This is a genomic window from Candidatus Cloacimonadota bacterium (assembly GCA_012516855.1).
Lineage (GTDB): Bacteria > Cloacimonadota > Cloacimonadia > Cloacimonadales > Cloacimonadaceae > Syntrophosphaera.
Genome location: JAAYWB010000060.1, coordinates 67,753 through 85,085, shown reverse-complemented (window position 1 = coordinate 85,085; position 17,333 = coordinate 67,753). Strand labels below are relative to the sequence as shown.

The 17,333-nt window shown below is 54.3% G+C and carries 21 protein-coding genes and 1 riboswitch; of the genes, 10 read left to right on the top strand and 11 right to left on the bottom strand.

What is annotated here, in order from left to right:
• From GX466_06460 to GX466_06435, 6 genes are all read left to right on the top strand, one after another.
• A partial coding sequence (locus tag GX466_06460; GenBank protein NLH93845.1) for a hypothetical protein occupies positions 1-478 on the top strand: 478 nt, incomplete at its 5' end.
• Positions 475-681, top strand: coding sequence for a hypothetical protein (locus GX466_06455; protein ID NLH93844.1), 207 nt, complete (start codon positions 475-477; stop codon positions 679-681). The genes GX466_06460 and GX466_06455, both read left to right, overlap by 4 nt.
• A gap of 97 nt (positions 682-778) precedes the next feature.
• Positions 779-964, top strand: a riboswitch (cobalamin riboswitch).
• A 66-nt stretch (positions 965-1,030) separates the two neighbouring features.
• Entirely contained in the window at positions 1,031-2,269 is a 1,239-nt protein-coding gene (locus GX466_06450; GenBank protein ID NLH93843.1) for a T9SS type A sorting domain-containing protein, read from the top strand.
• 81 nt (positions 2,270-2,350) lie between these two features.
• The gene (locus GX466_06445) at positions 2,351-3,496 is read left to right on the top strand and encodes an acyl-CoA dehydrogenase (GenBank protein NLH93842.1); all 1,146 of its coding nucleotides are present in this window, start codon (positions 2,351-2,353) and stop codon (positions 3,494-3,496) included.
• On the top strand, positions 3,496-3,831 hold the full coding sequence (locus GX466_06440) for a PAS domain-containing protein (protein NLH93841.1): 336 nt from the start codon (positions 3,496-3,498) through the stop codon (positions 3,829-3,831). Before GX466_06445 ends, GX466_06440 begins: the two co-directional genes overlap by 1 nt.
• Positions 3,818-4,369 carry an epoxyqueuosine reductase QueH gene (locus GX466_06435; protein NLH93840.1) on the top strand — a complete coding sequence of 184 codons (552 nt, stop codon included), beginning with the start codon at positions 3,818-3,820 and terminating at the stop codon, positions 4,367-4,369. The genes GX466_06440 and GX466_06435 overlap by 14 nt, the downstream gene beginning before the upstream one ends.
• 4 nt (positions 4,370-4,373) lie before the next feature.
• Here the strand turns inward: GX466_06435 and GX466_06430 are convergent, their stop codons facing one another.
• From GX466_06430 to GX466_06380, 11 genes are all read right to left on the bottom strand, one after another.
• Positions 4,374-5,108 (bottom strand): ZIP family metal transporter, encoded by a 735-nt coding sequence (locus GX466_06430; GenBank protein NLH93839.1) that lies wholly within the window; start codon positions 5,106-5,108, stop codon positions 4,374-4,376.
• 59 nt (positions 5,109-5,167) lie between these two features.
• Complete coding sequence (locus tag GX466_06425; GenBank protein ID NLH93838.1) at positions 5,168-5,365, bottom strand: hypothetical protein; 198 nt, start codon at positions 5,363-5,365, stop codon at positions 5,168-5,170.
• Between the two features lie 25 nt (positions 5,366-5,390).
• Entirely contained in the window at positions 5,391-5,840 is a 450-nt protein-coding gene (locus tag GX466_06420; protein ID NLH93837.1) for a pyridoxamine 5'-phosphate oxidase family protein, read from the bottom strand.
• A 9-nt stretch (positions 5,841-5,849) separates the two neighbouring features.
• Positions 5,850-6,707, bottom strand: a complete 858-nt coding sequence (locus GX466_06415) for a peptidylprolyl isomerase (GenBank protein NLH93836.1) — start codon at positions 6,705-6,707, stop codon at positions 5,850-5,852.
• On the bottom strand, positions 6,625-7,452 hold the full coding sequence (locus tag GX466_06410) for a UDP-2,3-diacylglucosamine diphosphatase (GenBank protein NLH93835.1): 828 nt from the start codon (positions 7,450-7,452) through the stop codon (positions 6,625-6,627). Before GX466_06410 ends, GX466_06415 begins: the two co-directional genes overlap by 83 nt.
• Before the next feature lies 1 nt (position 7,453).
• Positions 7,454-8,125 carry a DUF4159 domain-containing protein gene (locus tag GX466_06405; protein NLH93834.1) on the bottom strand — a complete coding sequence of 224 codons (672 nt, stop codon included), beginning with the start codon at positions 8,123-8,125 and terminating at the stop codon, positions 7,454-7,456.
• A 1-nt stretch (position 8,126) separates the two neighbouring features.
• Positions 8,127-9,479: a PQQ-binding-like beta-propeller repeat protein gene (locus GX466_06400; GenBank protein NLH93833.1), complete on the bottom strand. Its 1,353-nt coding sequence runs from the start codon at positions 9,477-9,479 to the stop codon at positions 8,127-8,129.
• Between the two features lies 1 nt (position 9,480).
• A complete protein-coding gene (locus GX466_06395) occupies positions 9,481-10,497 on the bottom strand; it encodes a radical SAM protein (protein ID NLH93832.1) in 1,017 nt (338 codons plus the stop codon).
• An 81-nt stretch (positions 10,498-10,578) separates the two neighbouring features.
• Positions 10,579-11,478, bottom strand: coding sequence for a glycosyltransferase (locus tag GX466_06390; GenBank protein ID NLH93831.1), 900 nt, complete (start codon positions 11,476-11,478; stop codon positions 10,579-10,581).
• A 2-nt stretch (positions 11,479-11,480) separates the two neighbouring features.
• The gene (gene nusB / locus GX466_06385) at positions 11,481-11,957 is read right to left on the bottom strand and encodes a transcription antitermination factor NusB (GenBank protein ID NLH93830.1); all 477 of its coding nucleotides are present in this window, start codon (positions 11,955-11,957) and stop codon (positions 11,481-11,483) included.
• Positions 11,941-12,420, bottom strand: coding sequence for a 6,7-dimethyl-8-ribityllumazine synthase (locus tag GX466_06380; protein NLH93829.1), 480 nt, complete (start codon positions 12,418-12,420; stop codon positions 11,941-11,943). Before GX466_06380 ends, nusB begins: the two co-directional genes overlap by 17 nt.
• Positions 12,421-12,811: 391 nt before the next feature.
• On the opposite strand from GX466_06380, the gene GX466_06375 reads away from it, so the two are divergent.
• Genes GX466_06375 through pta form a run of 4 tightly spaced genes read left to right on the top strand, consistent with a single transcriptional unit; the run spans position 12,812 to position 17,332 of the window.
• Positions 12,812-13,285 (top strand): PTS sugar transporter subunit IIA, encoded by a 474-nt coding sequence (locus GX466_06375; GenBank protein NLH93828.1) that lies wholly within the window; start codon positions 12,812-12,814, stop codon positions 13,283-13,285.
• On the top strand, positions 13,278-14,198 hold the full coding sequence (locus GX466_06370) for a PorV/PorQ family protein (protein ID NLH93827.1): 921 nt from the start codon (positions 13,278-13,280) through the stop codon (positions 14,196-14,198). The genes GX466_06375 and GX466_06370 overlap by 8 nt, the downstream gene beginning before the upstream one ends.
• Positions 14,199-14,236: 38 nt before the next feature.
• A complete protein-coding gene (locus GX466_06365; GenBank protein NLH93826.1) occupies positions 14,237-16,321 on the top strand; it encodes a glycine--tRNA ligase subunit beta in 2,085 nt (694 codons plus the stop codon).
• 3 nt (positions 16,322-16,324) lie between these two features.
• Positions 16,325-17,332 carry a phosphate acetyltransferase gene (gene pta, locus GX466_06360; GenBank protein NLH93825.1) on the top strand — a complete coding sequence of 336 codons (1,008 nt, stop codon included), beginning with the start codon at positions 16,325-16,327 and terminating at the stop codon, positions 17,330-17,332.
• Position 17,333 lies beyond the last annotated feature (1 nt).

Genomic DNA, 17,333 nt, shown 5'->3' with positions numbered 1-17,333 from the left:
TAACAACAGGTCCAAGGAAATCGCCATCAATCCCATGGATGGGACAGGTATCCCCACCACATTGACCCTCGAAAACAACCTGATCCGGAATGGTTATAGCGATATTTGGCCATGGATTGGTTGTACAATTAACTACTCTGAAACCAACATCACTGGCAACCCCCTCTTTCTTGGTGGTGATGATACCCATGATCCGCTCTATTACAGCCTTTCAGCCGCCTCACCCTGCATCAACTTCGGGACTCCAGATACTGAAGGCCTTGGCCTGCTTCCTTACGATCTGGCAGGCAACTGGCGCATCTGGGACGGTTGCATCGACATGGGCTGTTATGAGTACGGCTCGGAACCTTGGGTTGGTAATAACGATTCCGTGTTGCCCGTTCCAAGTGAAGCGCTAAGCGTTTATCCCAATCCTTTAAGTCAGTTAGCCACCATCCTGGTGGACACATGGACAGCGTTGCAAGAGGCAGCGGCGTGACAGCAACTGACGCCAGGATCAATGTCTATAACCTGAGAGGCCAGAAAGTGAAGAGCCTTGCCCCGGATGTGGCCGGAAGGGGAATCTTCAGTTGGGATGGCACCAATGAGACGGGCAATGCCTGCGCCAATGGCATCTATCTGCTTGGCCTATCGCTGGATAACAGGCTTGTCCAGAGCAAAAGGGTGACGCTGCTAAAGTAAGCTGAATATAAAGACAATGCCGGTCGATTCGCCTCCGGAATGACATATTCTGGAAACTGGGAATTTTGGGATTGACACATTTGGCCGGGTGGAGAGAATGGCATTTAGAATAGATGGTGCTACTTTTAGGTAAAAGGGAATCCCGTGAAAAGCGGGAGCGGTAACCGCCACTGTAAGCGGCAGATGAGGCCAGTCCGGTCACTGCGTTAGAGAGCGTGGGAAGGCCGGGCTTCCAAAATGGCCGCCGCGAGCCAGGAAACCTGCCACCGATTCCGGCCAGCTTATACGGATTATGTAAGCCCGGAGCAGGTAGCGCGACCTAATTCAAAAAAAGAAGAAGGTGAACGCTATGCCAAGAACAAAACAACTGATTGTGGCGCTGGCTCTTTTGCTGGCGCTGACGGCGCTATCCGCCGACGTTATCTTCGTGGTCAACTCCACCTCCCGCACGCTTTCACGCATCGATACTGACAGCGGAAGCGTGAACAATTCCTTTGCCCAACTGGGCCTGACCCCCAACCTTATGGACCTGGACGAGGAACATATCTACGTGATCTGCACCGGTGACAACGCCGTCCAGGTGCTGAACAGGTTCACCGGCGCCCATCAGCGCTATCTTCCGGTTGCGCCTTCCTCCAATCCCTACGATGTGCTCAAAGTGGGTGATTTCCTCTATGTGACGGGCCTTTTCACCAACAGGGTGTATAAACTAAGCCTGCAGACCAACTCCGTGGTGGGGTCTCTGGAAGTGGGCGCAGCGCCGCAGGGATTGTGTTCCGACGGCACGCGGCTCTACGTCTGCAATACCGGCGGCTACCATAACAACTACGCTAACAGCTCCGTGAGCGTTATCGACCTGGCTTCCTTTGCCGTTACGGCGACCGTGCCGACCTGGACCAATCCTCAATTCGCGGTGCTTCGGGACGGATATCTGCACGTATCCTGCACCGGCAACTGGAGCAACGTCTCGGGCAAGCTGGACATTATCGACCTTGACACCCTGGAACTCGTCCAGCACCTCGACGTTGGGGGCAATCCCGGTTCGCTGTGGATCAGCCCGGGCGGGACAGGCTACATCGGCGAAGGCTACGGAAACGCCCTCTACAGCTACAACGCGGACACTCACAGCCTTGAACACGGAGCGGCAAATCCACTGAACTACGAAGCGTCGATGGTATCTGGCAATGCTGCCATGATCGCGCTTTTGAAACAAAACTGGGATACTTTCTCGCTGGTTCGCGCCTACAGCCACGATTTTACTTTGCTGGGACAATACCAGGTGGGGCTGTCAAGCTCGGACATCCTGGTCGTCCCCGAAGAAACCGCCGCCAACGATGAGCTGCTCCCTTCCGCGCGGCACCGGGTTTATCCAAATCCGCTCAAGCGGGGAGAAACGTTGTATCTGGACAAAGGTTCCGAAGCGGGGGAATTCCGCCTTTACAACCTGAAGGGACAAATGGTCCATGAGCAACAACTGGCCAAAGGAGAAACCTCAGTCCGCCTGGACGGCTTGTCCGCCGGGGTTTATTTCTGGGTGCTGAAAGGAGCGGACGTGGATAACAGGGGGAAATTGCTGATCTGCAATTAGGGCAGATTTTGCTTGACGCCTCAGCTACAAACTAAAAAGCTGTTCATTGATTAACTATGATACTTTTCAAGGAGTTATGATATGAACTACTATTTAAGTGACGACCAGCTCGAGATGAGGGAAATCGCGAAACGCATCGCGGAAGAAAAGATGCGGCCTCTCTCTGAAAAATATGACGAGGAAGGCATTTTTCCCTGGGACATAGTTGAAGTGATGCGCCAAAGCGACCTTTTCGCCATCCTTGTGCCTGAAGAATATGACGGTATCAGCGGCAAAGTGACCGACCTTGTGGTTGTGACAGAAGAGCTTTGCGCTGTGGACGCCGGCATCGCGCTGGCCTTTGGCGCCACCGGCCTGGGCATGTATCCCATCGCCATCGCCGGTTCTGAAGAGCAGAAGAAGAAATACCTGCCCCAAATCGCTGCCGGGGAGCAGCTTGCCGCTTTCGCGCTCACCGAAGCGAACGCCGGTTCTGACGCCGGAGCGATCGAAACAACTGCCCGCAAAGAAGGAGACCACTACATCCTCAACGGCACCAAACAATGGATCACAAACGGCGGCGAGGCAGGCATCTACACAGTTTTCGCCATGACGGACAAAACCAAGGGCGCCCGGGGCTGCTCCTGCTTCATAGTGGAAAAAGGCACTCCCGGCTTCAACTTTGGCAAGAAGGAAAACAAGATGGGCATCCGAGCTTCAGCCACACGGGAACTGATCTTCGAGGACTGCGCCGTACCCGAGGCCAATCTGCTGGGCCGCGAAGGAACTGGCTTCATCACCGCGATGAAGGTTTTCGACAAATCCCGCCCCATGGTGGGTTCTCAGGCTGTGGGCATCGCCCGCGGCGCTTTTGAAGCGGCGGTGAAGTATTCCAAGGAAAGGCATCAGTTCGGCAAGCCTATCTCGAGCTTCCAGGCTGTCCAGTTCATGCTGGCAGACATGGCCACTCAGATTGAGGCAGCCCGCGCTTTGGTTTGGCAGACGGCGAAGATGATCGATGCCGGCGAGCGCAACTTCAGCAAGGAATCCGCCATGTGCAAATATTTCGCTTCGGACATGGCGATGCAGGTTACCACCGACGCCGTGCAAATCCTTGGCGGTTATGGCTACATGAAGGAATATCCAGTGGAAAAGATGATGCGCGACGCCAAGATCCTGCAGATCTACGAAGGCACAAACCAGATCCAGCGCGGGATCGTGGCCTCGAACCTGCTTAAGGAGTTTTGATGCACGAATGGATCAGGGACTTTCCAGCCGCCATCACGGTCTGCGACAGGGACGGCCTGATCCTGGAAATGAACGAGAAAGCCTGCGCCACTTTCGCTTCCCGCGGTGGCGCGGCGCTGATCGGCACCAGCCTCTTCGATTGCCACAAACCCTGCTCCGTGGCCATCATCAGGGATATGCTGGCTACAGGAAAGAACAACGTTTACACCATTGAAAAACAGGGTGTAAAAAAGCTTATCTACCAGCAGCCCTGGTATCAAAATGGAGAACTGGGCGGTTTGGTGGAACTATCGCTGGAACTGCCGGATACCATGGCCCACCATGTCCGCGACTGAAAAACTGCTGCTGCACAGCTGCTGTGCGCCTTGCCTGATCGCCCCGTACCAGGAGTTGAAAATCGAAGCTGTAAACGTTTCGGTGCTGTGGTACAACCCCAACATCCATCCCGTTACAGAATATCGCCAGCGGTTGCAAACGCTGAAGGATTTCGCGGAGCGGGAGGGATTTCCGCTGATCGTTAAAGATGATTACGGCCTCAGGGACTTCGTGAAAGCGGTTGTGGACAGGCTCGACTCCAGATGCGGGCACTGCTACCGACTGAGGTTGGAAACAGCAGCCAAAACGGCTTCCGAAAACGGTTTTGACGCTTTTTCCAGCACGCTGTTCTATAGCAAATACCAAAACCACGAACTGCTGAAAGAGATTGCGGAGGAGATGGCGGCAAAGTACCAAGTGAGCTTCTTTTACCGCGACTGGAGAGAGCTTTGGGATGAGGGAACACGGCTTTCCAGGGAAGCCGGAATGTACCGCCAGAAATACTGCGGCTGTGTGTTTAGCGAGGAAGAGCGCTATCTGAAGCGGAAACAGGCCTGAGCCTTCAGCCCAGGGCCACGTCCAGAAACATCATCAGAGCGAACCCGAGCATCACGCCCAAAGTGGCCAGGTGCGAGTGTTCGCCTTTTTGCGATTCGGGGATCACCTCTTCCGCCACCACGAAGATCATGGCTCCGGCGGCAAAGGCTAGCGCGTATGGCAAAACCGGACGGGCAACCATCACCAAAGCCGCTCCCAGCAAGCCCCCCAGCGGTTCCACCATGCCAGAGAACTGGCCCCAGAAGAAGCTTTTCCACCTCGACATCCCCTCCCGCCTTAGCGGAATGGAGAGGGCCGCGCCTTCGGGCAGGTTCTGGATCCCGATGCCCAGAGTGAGGGCCATAGCCCCGGCCAGAGTGGCATCGGCAAATCCGGAAGCGTAAGCTCCGAAAGCCACGCCCACAGCCAGTCCTTCCGGGAAATTGTGGAGCGTGACAGCCAGGAACATCAGGGTTGATTTGCCCCAGGGTGTTTTCAGGCCTTCTTGTTCGCCCATCTCTTTGCCCGGGTGCAGATGTGGCAACAGAGCGTCCACTCCACGCAGGAATGCCCCTCCCAGCAAAAACCCGACCAAGGCTGGCAGAGGATTTCCGTTGCTGAGGTTGATGGCCGGATTGAGCAGCGACCAGAAGCTGGCCGCGATCATCACTCCTGCGGCAAAACCCAGCATGGTGTCCAGCAGCCAGGGCTTGATGGCGCGGAAAAGAAAGACAAAAGCCGATCCGATAGCCGTCATCATCCAGGTAAAGCCTGTCCCCAATAGAGCCAGCAGGATGGGGTTGGAAACCGGGTGGGCGATCACGAATAGAACTTTTCGATGGCCTCCAGCATCTGCTGGATTGCACCCTGGGTGTCGTCCACAGCCAGGGTGCGCTTGTCTCCGTTGTCGAATGTGATCACAACATTACCCAGAACCCTGCTGATCTCACGGATTTTGGGGATCACGATGTAACTCTTGCCTAGTTGCTCGTCGTCGTAGGTGAAAATCGCTTTCATTATCAATCCTGATTCTGCTCCGGTGTCAACCGGTATGGCGTTTGAGGTTGCAGGTCTGGCTGGTGCGCTCGCCGGGACGGAGGTATTCAGCGAAGTCGGCTTCAAACTCGATCAAGGTGTAGTCCGGATCATCATAGCCGTGGAAATATTCGTCAAAAAAGAAGCAGCGCTCGGAGGCTTCAGCCTTGAGCGCTGCGTTGGTAACAATCCTGGCAATGCCAGTGAGGCGGATGTAGCCTGTGTTCCCGGATTCACGAAGAGGCACGCAGACCTCCACCCACTTGTTGGCACTGATCTGGCCGACCTTCGCGTCTCCGCTGAAGGTGGCGAAGAAATAGCGGTCTTCATACATGAATAGCACCACGGGACGTACCCGGGCTTGTTTTTTATCGACCGTGGCCAGATAGACATACTGGTTCTGGCTGATCCAGGCCATGATCTCCTGCTGCAGGGCGGATTCAGAGGTTCGTGCCATGGTAGAGCCTTATTTCGTTAGGTTTATGGCCTTGATGATGGCCCGGTTTCCAACTTCTGGATTGTCCTGTTTGTCCCGGGGCAGATTTTCTATCTTGTGCACCACGTCCATGCCGCTGGCTACTTTGCCGAAAACGGTGTGTTTGCCGTCCAGCCAGGGAGTTCCGGGCTGTTTGGTGACGATGAAGAACTGGGAGCCGTTGGTGTTGGGTCCGGAATTGGCCATGCAGATGTAGGAATAAAGAACGGAGGCCTTAAGTATTTGTTTCCGGAGTGGTTCGCTGATGCCGGTGCGGTTCTGGTACCACTCCACGGTCTTGCCAAAGATCGGTTCCGGACTCTGTTCTTCCTGCACGGCTCTTACGATGTCGAAGACCTCCTGCTGGGGATTTTTGCCCGACTGCATGTAGGGGATGATGATCTTGGTCCAGACCAGCATGGCTGTCTCTTCATCGTTGACCTCGCCGGTGACCGCTTCACCCGGAGCGTAGCATTCGTCTTCAAATTGGTAGCCGGGCCCGCCCATGCCATCATTGGAACGGTCGCCGTCCTTGGTGTTGGGGTCACCGCCCTGGATCATGAAATCCGGGATGACGCGGTGAAAGTAGGTCTGGTTATAAAAGCCTTCCGCCGCCAGTTTCAGGAAGTTGTCCACCGTCTTGGGTGCCAGATTGGGCCAGAGTTCCAGCTCAATGTTGCCTTGGTTGGTTTCGATCACTGCGGTCTTCACTTGGGTTTCCTTATCCAATTTTTCCTCCAGTTTTGCGGCTCCTGCCGACTTCAGTTCATTGGTCTGGCAGTTCAGCAGGCTGAGGCTGAGAACCAGGACCATCGCCACCAGGGCGATCTTCTGCGGGGTTTTGAGCATTGTGCATCTCCTTGCTTTTGTAATATTTGAGGCTCACCTGGCCAGAATCTATCTCCAGGTAGCTGTGGTGCCGGGTCCAGTCGCCGCTGTTGGCGTAAATTCCACCTTTTAGCCGGGTTATCCCGGGATGGTGGCTGTGGCCCATGCAAACCAGGTCATAATCCTTTTTTCCAATCATATACTCCGCGTAACGGCTCAGTCCCGCACTTTTTTTGGATTGGAGCAGAGAGGATACCTGCCGGAACCGGCTGGAGCGGGAGAGCTTTCCCCCGATCAACAGAGCGAGATCAGGGTGCAACAGGGAAAAGAGCTTCTTGCTGAGCTTCATGCGGATCAGGCGCCGGAAAAACTTGTAGCGGAGGTCGTTCACGGTGTGCAAATCGCCGTGGGTGAACAGCACCCTGAGGCCGTCCTCCTTCAGGCTGAAAGAGTTATTGTAAACCTCGATTTCAAGATAATCTCGGAAAAAATCATTGAACCAGAAATCGTGGTTGCCGCTGATCAGAACCAGCCTGCAGCCGTGTTCACGAATCTCCGCCAGGCGGTGGAGAATGGGAAAGTACTGCTTTATGATGGCGTATTTCCAGTCGAACCAGAGGTCGAAGATATCGCCGTTGAGCACCATCAAGTCGTATTTTCCCACTGCCTGTTTCAGAAAGTCGAGCGCCAGATTGGCGTTGGCACGGTCGTAAGTGTCTTTGAACACGTATTTGTAATGCACGTCAGACAGCACGCAGATGCGCATCTCAACTCCGGGTAAGCAGGTAGTAGATGATGTTGCAGCCAAAGCGGAGAGCTGTTTCGCGCACTTCCGGCGGATCCTTGTGAGTGGCGGGATCGGCCCAGCCGTCGCTGATATTTGTTTCGTAGGTATATAGACACATCAGGCGGCCGTCATCGTCAAAAATGCCAAAGGCCTGGGGCGGCTTTTCGTCGTGCAGGTGGATTTTGGGCAGACCGCCGCTAAAATCGAAAAAGCTGGTAAACAAGGGTGAAGAGCCATCCAACTCCACCAGCTCGTATTCTGGAAAGACCCGTTTGATCTCACGCCGGAAAGAGGAATCCATGCCATAATCGTCATCGGCGTAGAGAAAGCCCCCGCGCAGCATCCACTGGCGCAAATTTTCCACTTCGCGGTCATCCCAGCGGATGTTGCCGTGCCCGGTTAAATAAACGAAAGGATATTCGAAAAGCTTTGCTTCGCCGGCTTTGACCACGCTTTGGTCGAGGGGAAAAGTGGTGTTCAGGCTCGCGTTCACAAAACGGGCCAGATTGGGCAAAACCTCCGGATCGTTGTACCAATCCCCTCCGCCGTCATATTGGAGCCGGGCGAAGCCCGTGGTGGTGACGTTTCCGGTCACGGCACCCAAGGTGGTGGAAAGGATCAGGAGTATGATCGAAAGCAGGTTTCGGGGCATCTTAGTTCACAATGTTCAGGTTCACGCAGACCAGGGAATCCTGCGTAACCAGGTAAAAACAACTGTTGTAATCGTCATACATGGATATAAACCTAAGCTCTTCCGGCAGGGACAGTTCACTCATCAGTTTGCCCTGCTGGCTGTCCAGAATTGCCAGTCCCCGCCTGAGAGGGAGCACGGTGAGGTTTTTATCGATGCGCTTTTCCTGAGCCGGCGTGATCTCCAGCATGGTCAGGTTGGACTTTTCGTTAGCCAGAGCCTGCAACGACTGGCTCCAGACTTCATTTCCCCGCAAATCCAGCCCCAAGGTGTTGCCATTGGTGAGGGTTGCGTTCAGTCCAGCCGCCGTGGTCATTATCGCGCCCACCGGGGCAGGATAGTTCTGTTTCCAAAGCTGCTCGCGGGAGGAAAGCTTATAAGCGTAGATATCGGCCCCGCTGACCAGAAACACATTCTGCTGGTTGAATGCGGGAGAGGATGTAACCCTGAAGGGCAGTTCCATGCTCCAATTCCGGACCAGTTGCACGTTCCGGGCCGGCATGTTCAAAACGGTTATAGCCTGCTCGATCTTTTCGTTGACCATTTTCTTGGCGCGGTAGAAGCCCACACCGATGATGCGGTTCCCCAGGGCCATGTAAATTATGGCCAAAGCCGTTCCCAGAAGCAGGAACAGGGTGCTGATCTCCAGCTTGGTCAGTCGGCGTTTTTTGGGTTTGGCCAGAGGAGTTTGATGCTTGAGGATGAGCCACAGCGCCGGAGAGGCAGAGCTGAAGGATTCCACCAGCGGCTGCAGGCTGCTCACGTCAGGAGAGCTTCCGAAAACCTTGGCTGCCACTTTTCCGGGCAGCACCACCAGGCTTTCATTTTCTTTCAGATGGAATTTTAGCGGTTTCACCCGGATGTCTTCTTCCGAAAGGCCCAGCAGATTCAGATTCTTCAAGCTTTGCACGTGGTAATTCTTCCAGTTCCGGCCCACCGTTTCCAGTTTTTTCCCATTGGTGACGGCACAAAAGAGACGGCCAAACTGCACAAAGATGAGATCATGGTCAAAACACACAGCGAAAAAGAGGGACAGGCCCTTTTCCCGCAGATTTGTGCGGCGCAGGCTGGCATGCAGCTTCCAGTGGAAATCAGCGAAGAAGCTCTTGAGCCAGTTCTCGATCTCCATCTTGCTGATCTCAAGCACCTTGGCATTCAATACTTCCAGTTTCACCCCGGCCAGGATCTCCTCCAAGGCGATGTCGTTCTCTTCGTGGGCCACGCAGAGGAACCAGGCGTAACGGCCATCCTGGGAAGACTGGTGTTCACAGATGCTTTGAGGAGACAGGGCGTATTTGCTTTGTAGTTTGATCATTTTAATTCCACCATTTGATCATGCTGCGCCAAAAAACCCTCATCAGCGTGGGAATATCCATCAGCATGTTGGTATAGGCGGCGTTGGCCAGTGGGCACCAGCACTGTTTTTTATGAATGGAACGGCGCTCCAGTTCGGATTCGTGGTTGAACCAAATCTCGCGGAAATTGTATTTACTGGCGCGCAGATTGCCCAAAGACTTTGCCTTGACACAGCAGCTCCAAACGTCACCGTCCGGCGAGATCTGGGCTGAAGCCACTCCGGCATAACAGGGCAATATCTGGCGTTCGTCGCGCATGATGCGTTTCACCAGATTGTAATACTCTATCCTGAAAGCCATTGTGATCTTGTTCATCCCCTTGTATTTTTCGTTTTTGATGCGGTGGATTAGATAATCGATGGCGGATTTATAAGCCACAAGGCTGGGCGTAATCTGGGCCCCAAAGGTGTCCAGTTCTCCCCTCTCCTCGGCAATCTCGGTGATGTAGGCATCCGGTTTAAGACGCAGCAATTCGTTGGCGATGCCTGGAAAGGTATCCACATTGAACTGCGAAATCACGGTATGGATGCCCACTGCCAGATTGGGGATCTGCAGGGCTTTTAGCTTCTGGAAGGTGGCCATCGTCTTCTTGTAGTTGCCTGGCACCTTGCGTATCTCGTCGTGCTGTTCGCCGATGCCGTCCACCGATATGTTGATGATCACCTGGGACTTGGGGCAGGCCCTGGCGATCGCGGCGGTCTTTTCCACTATGGTGCCGGTGAGGATGCCGTTGGTGGGGATGTTGATTATGTTGGGGCGTGAAATCTCATAAATGGTGGAGACCACTTCCACAATGTCCTTGCGCAGAAAGGGCTCACCTCCGCTGAATGTGATCCAGTAAGGCGAGCGTCCTATCTTCTTGAAGGTTTTGGCGTATTCTTCCACTGTGAAATTGTGGGCTTTCTTCTTCCAGACATTACAGGTGCTGCAGCGCGAATTGCAGGTGTAGAGCAGGCTTACGGTATAACTCATGGGCAGGAGGCGGGGAAAACCGAGATGCTTCATCAGCCAGTATCCGAGCATCCTGAAAAGCAGATTGAGCATGGCGTTCAAAAATCCTTAACGTCCCAAATCCTTGGTGGACCGGGCGATATCCCAAGCGAAGGGGTTTTTGCCCTTGATGTAAAAATCCCAGGAGCCCAAAAGCCGGCAATACATTTCCAAAAGCATCACGGCAAACACTTTGGGTGCAGAAGCCGGGTATTCGCGCAATTCGGCCAGGAGTATCCAGAGCAGGGTGCCCCCATCCTGGGAGACCACCTTGTAGTCCTGTTTTTGCTTCAGCCAGAGATGGCCGTTCTGGATGCGGCGGCGTTGCTTGATGAAGTCTTTCAGGTTCGTGGGGCCTTTGTTGCTGATGATCGCGTCAGGAACGTAGCGAAGTTTCAGACCGTGGGAGCGGACAATGGCCTCGATGCTGGCTTCGTCAACCGCGGATTCGGCCGGGATGGAATCCATCAGCTTACGAAAGGCTATCATTTCACCCAATTTGGGCGAAATCATGGCCATGCGGTGATGCAAGCGCCAGAGCAGATGCACAGCGAAACCCATAAAAGTGTTGACGGGATTCACAGGAACAGGCCTGCCGCCACTGGCCCCAACCTTAGGGTCATTGAAAGCTACGGCCAGTTTTTCGATAGTTGTGGGCGCCGGGATAACGTCTCCGGAAATCACTATCAGGATCGGCGATTTAGCCTCCGCAATAAATAGGTTGATGGCGCTGGATTTGCCTTCCCGCCTTGCCTGGCGGATCAAGCGCACCCGCGGGTCCCGGCTGGTATAATTCTCCACCAGTTCGTCCGTGCCGTCCGTGCTGGCGCTGGAAACCACAATGATTTCCGCGATGCTGGCCTGCTTTAAGTTCTGATTGCAAAGCGAGTCCAGCAGGGGGATGATGTTATCCGCTTCGTTATAGGCGAACACGCCCAAAGAGCAGATCAAAGCTGGGTTCTTTTCCATTTTTACCTCAGTCGGGCAATGCCCTCTATGCTTTCCTTCGCGCGCAGTTCTTTGTTCACGGAATCCAGGACCCCGTTGATAAACTTCACCGCGCCTTCCTCGCAGAATTTCTTGCCGATTTCGAGCGCTTCGTTGATCACCACAGCCGGCGGAGTGTCCGTATAGAGCAATTCATATACAGCTACTTGCAGCACGTTTCTGTCCATGTGGGAGATACTTTCCACGCTCCAGTTTTCGCTGTGTTTCTCTATTTTCTGGATGATCTCGGTGCGGTTGATGATGGCGTTTTTCACCAAATCGTCGGCAAAATCGATCACCGTCGCCGAGTTGCGCATCTTTTCCAGTTTGGCGAGTTCATTCAGCACATCGGGATAGCTGTTCAGCATCCCGTATTCCAGGAACTCCGGGTCCAGTTCCCGAAAATCAAGCGCGTAAAGGGTTTGGGCCGCCAGTTCGCGGGATTTACGCCTTAGTCCCAAGCTTGAGTTCCGCCATCAGGTTGAGCATTTCCAAAGCCGCGCTGGCAGCGGAAAAACCTTTGTTCCCGGCTTTGGTGCCGGCGCGTTCCAGGGCTTGCTCGATAGTGTCTGTGGTAAGCACTCCGAAAATCACGGGCTTGGATTGGCTCAGGGCAACCTGGGCCACCCCTTTGCTAACCTCCGCTGCCACATATTCAAAATGGGGTGTGCCGCCCCGGATCACCGCGCCCAGGCAGATTACGGCATCGTAACTGTCGCTCTGCGCCGCGGCTTTGGCCATCTGCGGGATTTCAAAAGCACCGGGCACCCAAATAACCGTGATATCGTCTTCCAAGACTTCGTGACGGAGCAGGCAGTCCATCGCCCCCTCCATCAGCTTGCGGCTTACCAGTTCATTGAAACGGCTGACCACCAGGGCGAATCTGTAGCCCTTCGAAACCAGGTTACCTTCTATTACCTTCATTGTTTTTGCTCCTTTTCCCAAGGATTTTTCCACAAAAAACCAGAATATTCAAAGCACAGATTCAATCAAGGAAAATCTTTCGTGAACGAGTAAGAGCTGTATCCTGCCAGTCAGGCCCTGAGCGCTCGCGACCGTCCCTCTCCCCCGCCTCCCGCCAAATACTCGTATCGAATGCGGGCATCGTGCGGGAGGCAATACCGAAACCTAGGAAAGGGTGTTAACGGCCAGATGGCATCGCTTCAACCCGGTTGCTTCACACACCCGCTGTCCATGCAACCCTCCGGGATCGAAATCACCGGGGTAAACACCTAATTTGAAAGGGAGCCTAAAATTTGGTTGACGGAAACGGAGTATCAAAAAATCATGTTTGAATCAAAAATATGGTGCGAAGATGAACAGACTTTTCCAACCCGAGTTAGTAAAGATCGTCGATGGATTCGAATCGAAGTCCGATTGTCTGGCCTATATGACAGACCTGCTGGCGGAAAGCGGCTGCCTGGATTTACCAGAGCGGTTTCTGGCCGCGGTGAAAGGCCGTGAGGACATCATGAGCACCGGCATCGGCAAAGGCGTGGCCATTCCTCACGCGCGAGATCTGACCGTTACCTGCATCAAGATCGCGGTCTGCCTTGTCCGCGAGCCGCTGGAATTTGATAGCGTGGACGACCTGCCGGTGCAACTGGTGTTTATGATAGCGGTTCCCCAAAAAGCCGGCAAAGAATATATGAAAATCCTGCGCTCGCTCTCCGAATACCTGAGGAATAGCGAGAACCGCAACACCCTAATCAACGCAACCTGCGAAAGGGAATTATACCATGACGTGCTTACGATTGAAGAAGTCATTACTGACAGCATTAATGCTTAGCTTTGGTTTGCTGCCCTTGCTGGCGGTGAACGACGAAGCCGGAACCACCGGGTTCGCCAGCCTGAAAAACGTCTATTCGGCCCGGGCCATCGCCATGGGCCAGGCTCTCACCGGCGAAACCGGCAATCCGGACGGTCTGCATTTCAACCCGGCCTCGATCATCAAAATCGACGGAAACGAGGTCGGGACCACCTATACCAACTCTTTCGTGGGTTCGCAGGGCGGCCAATTGCAGTATCTCTGGCCCAAAGACCGCTTCACGGCCTGGGGTTTTGCCCTCAAATACATGAACATGGGCAGGATGGAACGCACTGAGGTGGACCAGAACGGCGACTTGGTTTCGACCGGAGAGACCTTTGGGGCCAACAACATTGTTGCCAGCGCCTCCCTGGCCAAATACATCTCCGACGCTGTGGACCTTGGCGGGACCCTGAAATTGATCTACGACCAGATTGACAGCAGTTCCTCCACAGCCGCGATGCTGGACCTGGGCCTCATCCACCATCCCGCAAGCGAAAAGCTCAAAGTGGGGATCAGCCTGCGCAACATCGGCCTGCAGATAACCCGCTACACCGGTTCCGATTATAAGGAAAAGCTGCCTTTCACCTTCGCCGCCGGCATGACATACGATTTCAACCCCAGGCTGATGGCCAGCCTCGACATTGTCAAAGCCACCGGAGAAGACATAGTTGCCAAAGCCGGGGTTGAATATGGACTGACGCCCGCTTTCGACCTGCGGGGAGGTTTCAGGACCAATGCCGGTGACGGCTACAACGGCGGCACTTTCGCCTTTCTTTCAGGATTGTCCCTGGGCGTGGGCTGGAACTGGAACAATTACCGGGTCGATTACGGCGTTTCTTCATACGGAGACCTGGGCTGGATCAACCAGATCAGCCTCAGCTACGAATTCTGAACCCTGTTCCGGTGAAAGCTTTGACGCGTGATTTTCTGATGGAAATTGGAACCGAGGAGGTTCCCGCACCCCATTTACAACCGGCGGTGGAATTCATCCAGTCCTCTTTTCAGAATCTGATGCGGGACGTGGGTTTGCAATACTCTGAACTGATGACCGGTTCGACCCCCCGGCGCATGTTTCTCATCGCGCGCCAGGTTCAGAGCACCCAGCCGGATATCCAGGTGAACAAAACCGGCCCGGCAAAAAAGATAGCCTACGACGCGGACGGCAACCTTCTCCCCGCGGCTTTGGGCTTCCTAAAAAAGAACAACGCCGAAGCCAAAGACCTCCAAATAGAAACAACCGACAAAGGCGTATTCATTGCCCTCAAATACATTAAGCCAGGCCGGAACACTGCAGAAATCCTGCAGGAATGGATTCCGGACCTTCTGAACCACATTCCCTACCCCAAAACCATGATATGGAACAGTTCCCGCCTTGCCCTGTCCCGTCCGTTGCGCTGGCTCTGTGTGCTTTGGGGGGATGAAGTCCTTGAGGTGGAAGCTGGTGGGGTCAAGAGCGGCAAACATAGCTTCGGGAACCGGTTTCTGGGGCTTGACAGGCCGCTGGAGATAAACTCCGCGGATGAGTATCTTCAGGTTCTTTCCAGCAATGCCGTGATGGCAGACAGAGCCGCCCGACGGGAAAAACTGGTGGCTGAGCTTGCCTCCGTGAACCCGGGAATGGGATTCAAGGTGGTTGAAGATGAACGCCTTACGGACACGGTAACCGATCTGGTGGAAATGCCCACTGCGGTGGTGGGTGAATTCAGCCCGGAATTCCTTTCACTGCCTGAAAAGATCATCACTTCCACGATAAGCCAAAACCAGAAATACTATTCCGTTCAGGACGCGGAAGGCCGTCTGAGCAACAAATTCGTGTTCATCTCAAACGGCGACCCCGAGTATTCAGACCTCATCCGCAAAGGCAATGAAAAGGTTGTGGCAGCGAGGCTCGCGGACGCCCTCTGGTATTATCAGGAAGACACCAGGAAACCCTTGGAAGCTTATGTGGAGCAGTTACACGAAGTTGTGTTCCAATCCAAGCTCGGCACGCTGGCAGACAAGACGGAGCGCGTTGGCCAGATCACAGGGGAAATCTGCCGTCGGCTGTGCCTCGACGAAGAAAACACGGCTCTGGCCAAACGGACAGCGCTGCTTTGCAAGGCGGACCTGGTCACCACGATGTTGGGAGAGAAAGAATTCACCAGGCTGCAGGGATATATCGGCAAGCATTACGCCCTGGCCAGCGGTGAAGACAGCCGGGTGGCGGAAGCCATTCACGAACATTACCAGCCCCGGGGCACCAATGACGGGCTGCCCCAAACCCTCATTGGGGCAATTGTTGCCGTGGCCGATAAAATGGACAGCGTGTGCGGAATAATCGGCATTGGCCAGGTCCCAACCGGCTCCGCGGACCCCTTTGCCCTACGCAGAGCGGCCAACGGAGTGGTGCAGATCATAGTGGAACGCGGCTGGAGCATCAATTTATCCGAACTTATCGATTATACCTTGAACCTGGTGGAACAACGGTCAGAGCTTACTTCCACCGCCCACAGCGATGTTCAGGCCTTTTTCCGCCTGCGGGTTGAGTGGTTGCTGCGCCAGTTGGGTTTGGATTATGACGTGATCGACAGCCTGATGCACCTTTCACTTGGTAACCTGACTGACCTGAAAACACGGGGGGAGGTTTTGCAAAGCTCCCGCAGCCGGGAAGACTTCCACGACCTCGTGAACAACTACAAACGGGTAGCCAACATCATCGAAAAAGTGGAGCGCGTTCCGGCTCTGGAACCATCGCTGTTTACAGCGAAAGCGGAAAAAAATCTCTATTCCTCGCTGCAGACTCTGCGAACAAAAATCACCGGCAGCCTGGCAGGTTGCGATTATCAGCAGGCGATTAACCATCTGGTTGGCTACGGTGCCAACACCAGCAACTTTTTCGACGCAGTGCTGGTCAACTGTGATGATCCAAACCTGCGTGGAAACCGCTATGCCCTCTTGAGCGAGGTCAAAAATGAATTCCTGCGCGTGGCGGACATTTCGCGCATCGTGATAGATAATGATAAAAATGGAGCATAGAGTATGGATATCCTCACCGAGTTAAAGGCCAAGGCCAAACTCATCGAAGGGCGGATCGTGCTGCCTGAAAGTGCCGACACCAGGACGCTTCAGGCCGCGCATGCAATTTTGGCTGAGGGTTTGGCAGACATCGTCCTGGTGGGCAAACCGGAAGAGATCAAAACCCGGGAAAAGACTCTGGAACTTGACCTCAGCCGGGCCACTGTGATCGATCCTGCCAACTTTCCAGAAATCGGCAAATTCGCGGATTTCTATTATGAGAAGCGCAAAGAGAAAGGCGTCACTCGCGAGCAGGCAAGCCAGACAGTTCTGAATGAACTGTATTTTGGCACCCTGTTGGTGAAGTTCGGATACGCTGATGGCATGGTGGCCGGCGCCGCCAACACCACAGCCGATGTCCTGCGCGCGGCTCTGCAGGTGGTGGGCGTCACCAGCGGCATCAAAACCGTTTCCAGCTGTTTCATAATGGTGGTGAATGACTACATGGGGGAAGACCGGGTCTATCTCTTCGCAGATTGCGCCGTGGTGCCTGATCCTGACCCGGAACAGCTGGCTGATATCGCATTCAGCACTGCCTCAACGCGCAGAGCCATTTTGGGCGACGAACCCAAGGTGGCTTTGCTGTCATTTTCCACCCGGGGCAGTGCCCAGCACGAAAATGTGGAAAAAGTCCAGCAAACGGTTAAAATCCTGGGCGAACGCCAGGTTGATTTCGATTTCGACGGCGAGATGCAGTTGGACGCGGCGATCGTTCCCAACATTGCCAAAATGAAAGCTCCAGACAGCAAAGTGGCCGGACAGGCCAACACCCTTATTTTCCCAGACCTGCAATCCGGCAACATCGGCTACAAGCTGGTGCAGCGTTTTGCCAAAGCAGAAGCCATCGGCCCCATCATCCAGGGCCTGGACGCCCCGGTTTGTGACCTCTCCCGCGGCTGTTCCTCTGAAGATATAGTTCACACCTGCGTGCTGGTGCTGTTGATGGCCCAAAATAACAAAAGAAAAGGATAAA

Coding starts and splice junctions, on each gene's coding strand:
- GX466_06450 (NLH93843.1), top strand. CDS start 1,031: ATGCCAAGAACAAAACAACTGATTGTGGCGCTGGCTCTTTTGCTGGCG.
- GX466_06445 (NLH93842.1), top strand. CDS start 2,351: ATGAACTACTATTTAAGTGACGACCAGCTCGAGATGAGGGAAATCGCG.
- GX466_06440 (NLH93841.1), top strand. CDS start 3,496: ATGCACGAATGGATCAGGGACTTTCCAGCCGCCATCACGGTCTGCGAC.
- GX466_06435 (NLH93840.1), top strand. CDS start 3,818: ATGTCCGCGACTGAAAAACTGCTGCTGCACAGCTGCTGTGCGCCTTGC.
- GX466_06430 (NLH93839.1), bottom strand. CDS start 5,108: ATGATGACGGCTATCGGATCGGCTTTTGTCTTTCTTTTCCGCGCCATC.
- GX466_06425 (NLH93838.1), bottom strand. CDS start 5,365: ATGAAAGCGATTTTCACCTACGACGACGAGCAACTAGGCAAGAGTTAC.
- GX466_06420 (NLH93837.1), bottom strand. CDS start 5,840: ATGGCACGAACCTCTGAATCCGCCCTGCAGCAGGAGATCATGGCCTGG.
- GX466_06415 (NLH93836.1), bottom strand. CDS start 6,707: ATGCTCAAAACCCCGCAGAAGATCGCCCTGGTGGCGATGGTCCTGGTT.
- GX466_06410 (NLH93835.1), bottom strand. CDS start 7,452: ATGCGCATCTGCGTGCTGTCTGACGTGCATTACAAATACGTGTTCAAA.
- GX466_06405 (NLH93834.1), bottom strand. CDS start 8,125: ATGCCCCGAAACCTGCTTTCGATCATACTCCTGATCCTTTCCACCACC.
- GX466_06400 (NLH93833.1), bottom strand. CDS start 9,479: ATGATCAAACTACAAAGCAAATACGCCCTGTCTCCTCAAAGCATCTGT.
- GX466_06390 (NLH93831.1), bottom strand. CDS start 11,478: ATGGAAAAGAACCCAGCTTTGATCTGCTCTTTGGGCGTGTTCGCCTAT.
- GX466_06380 (NLH93829.1), bottom strand. CDS start 12,420: ATGAAGGTAATAGAAGGTAACCTGGTTTCGAAGGGCTACAGATTCGCC.
- GX466_06375 (NLH93828.1), top strand. CDS start 12,812: ATGAACAGACTTTTCCAACCCGAGTTAGTAAAGATCGTCGATGGATTC.
- GX466_06370 (NLH93827.1), top strand. CDS start 13,278: ATGCTTAGCTTTGGTTTGCTGCCCTTGCTGGCGGTGAACGACGAAGCC.
- GX466_06365 (NLH93826.1), top strand. CDS start 14,237: ATGGAAATTGGAACCGAGGAGGTTCCCGCACCCCATTTACAACCGGCG.
- pta (NLH93825.1), top strand. CDS start 16,325: ATGGATATCCTCACCGAGTTAAAGGCCAAGGCCAAACTCATCGAAGGG.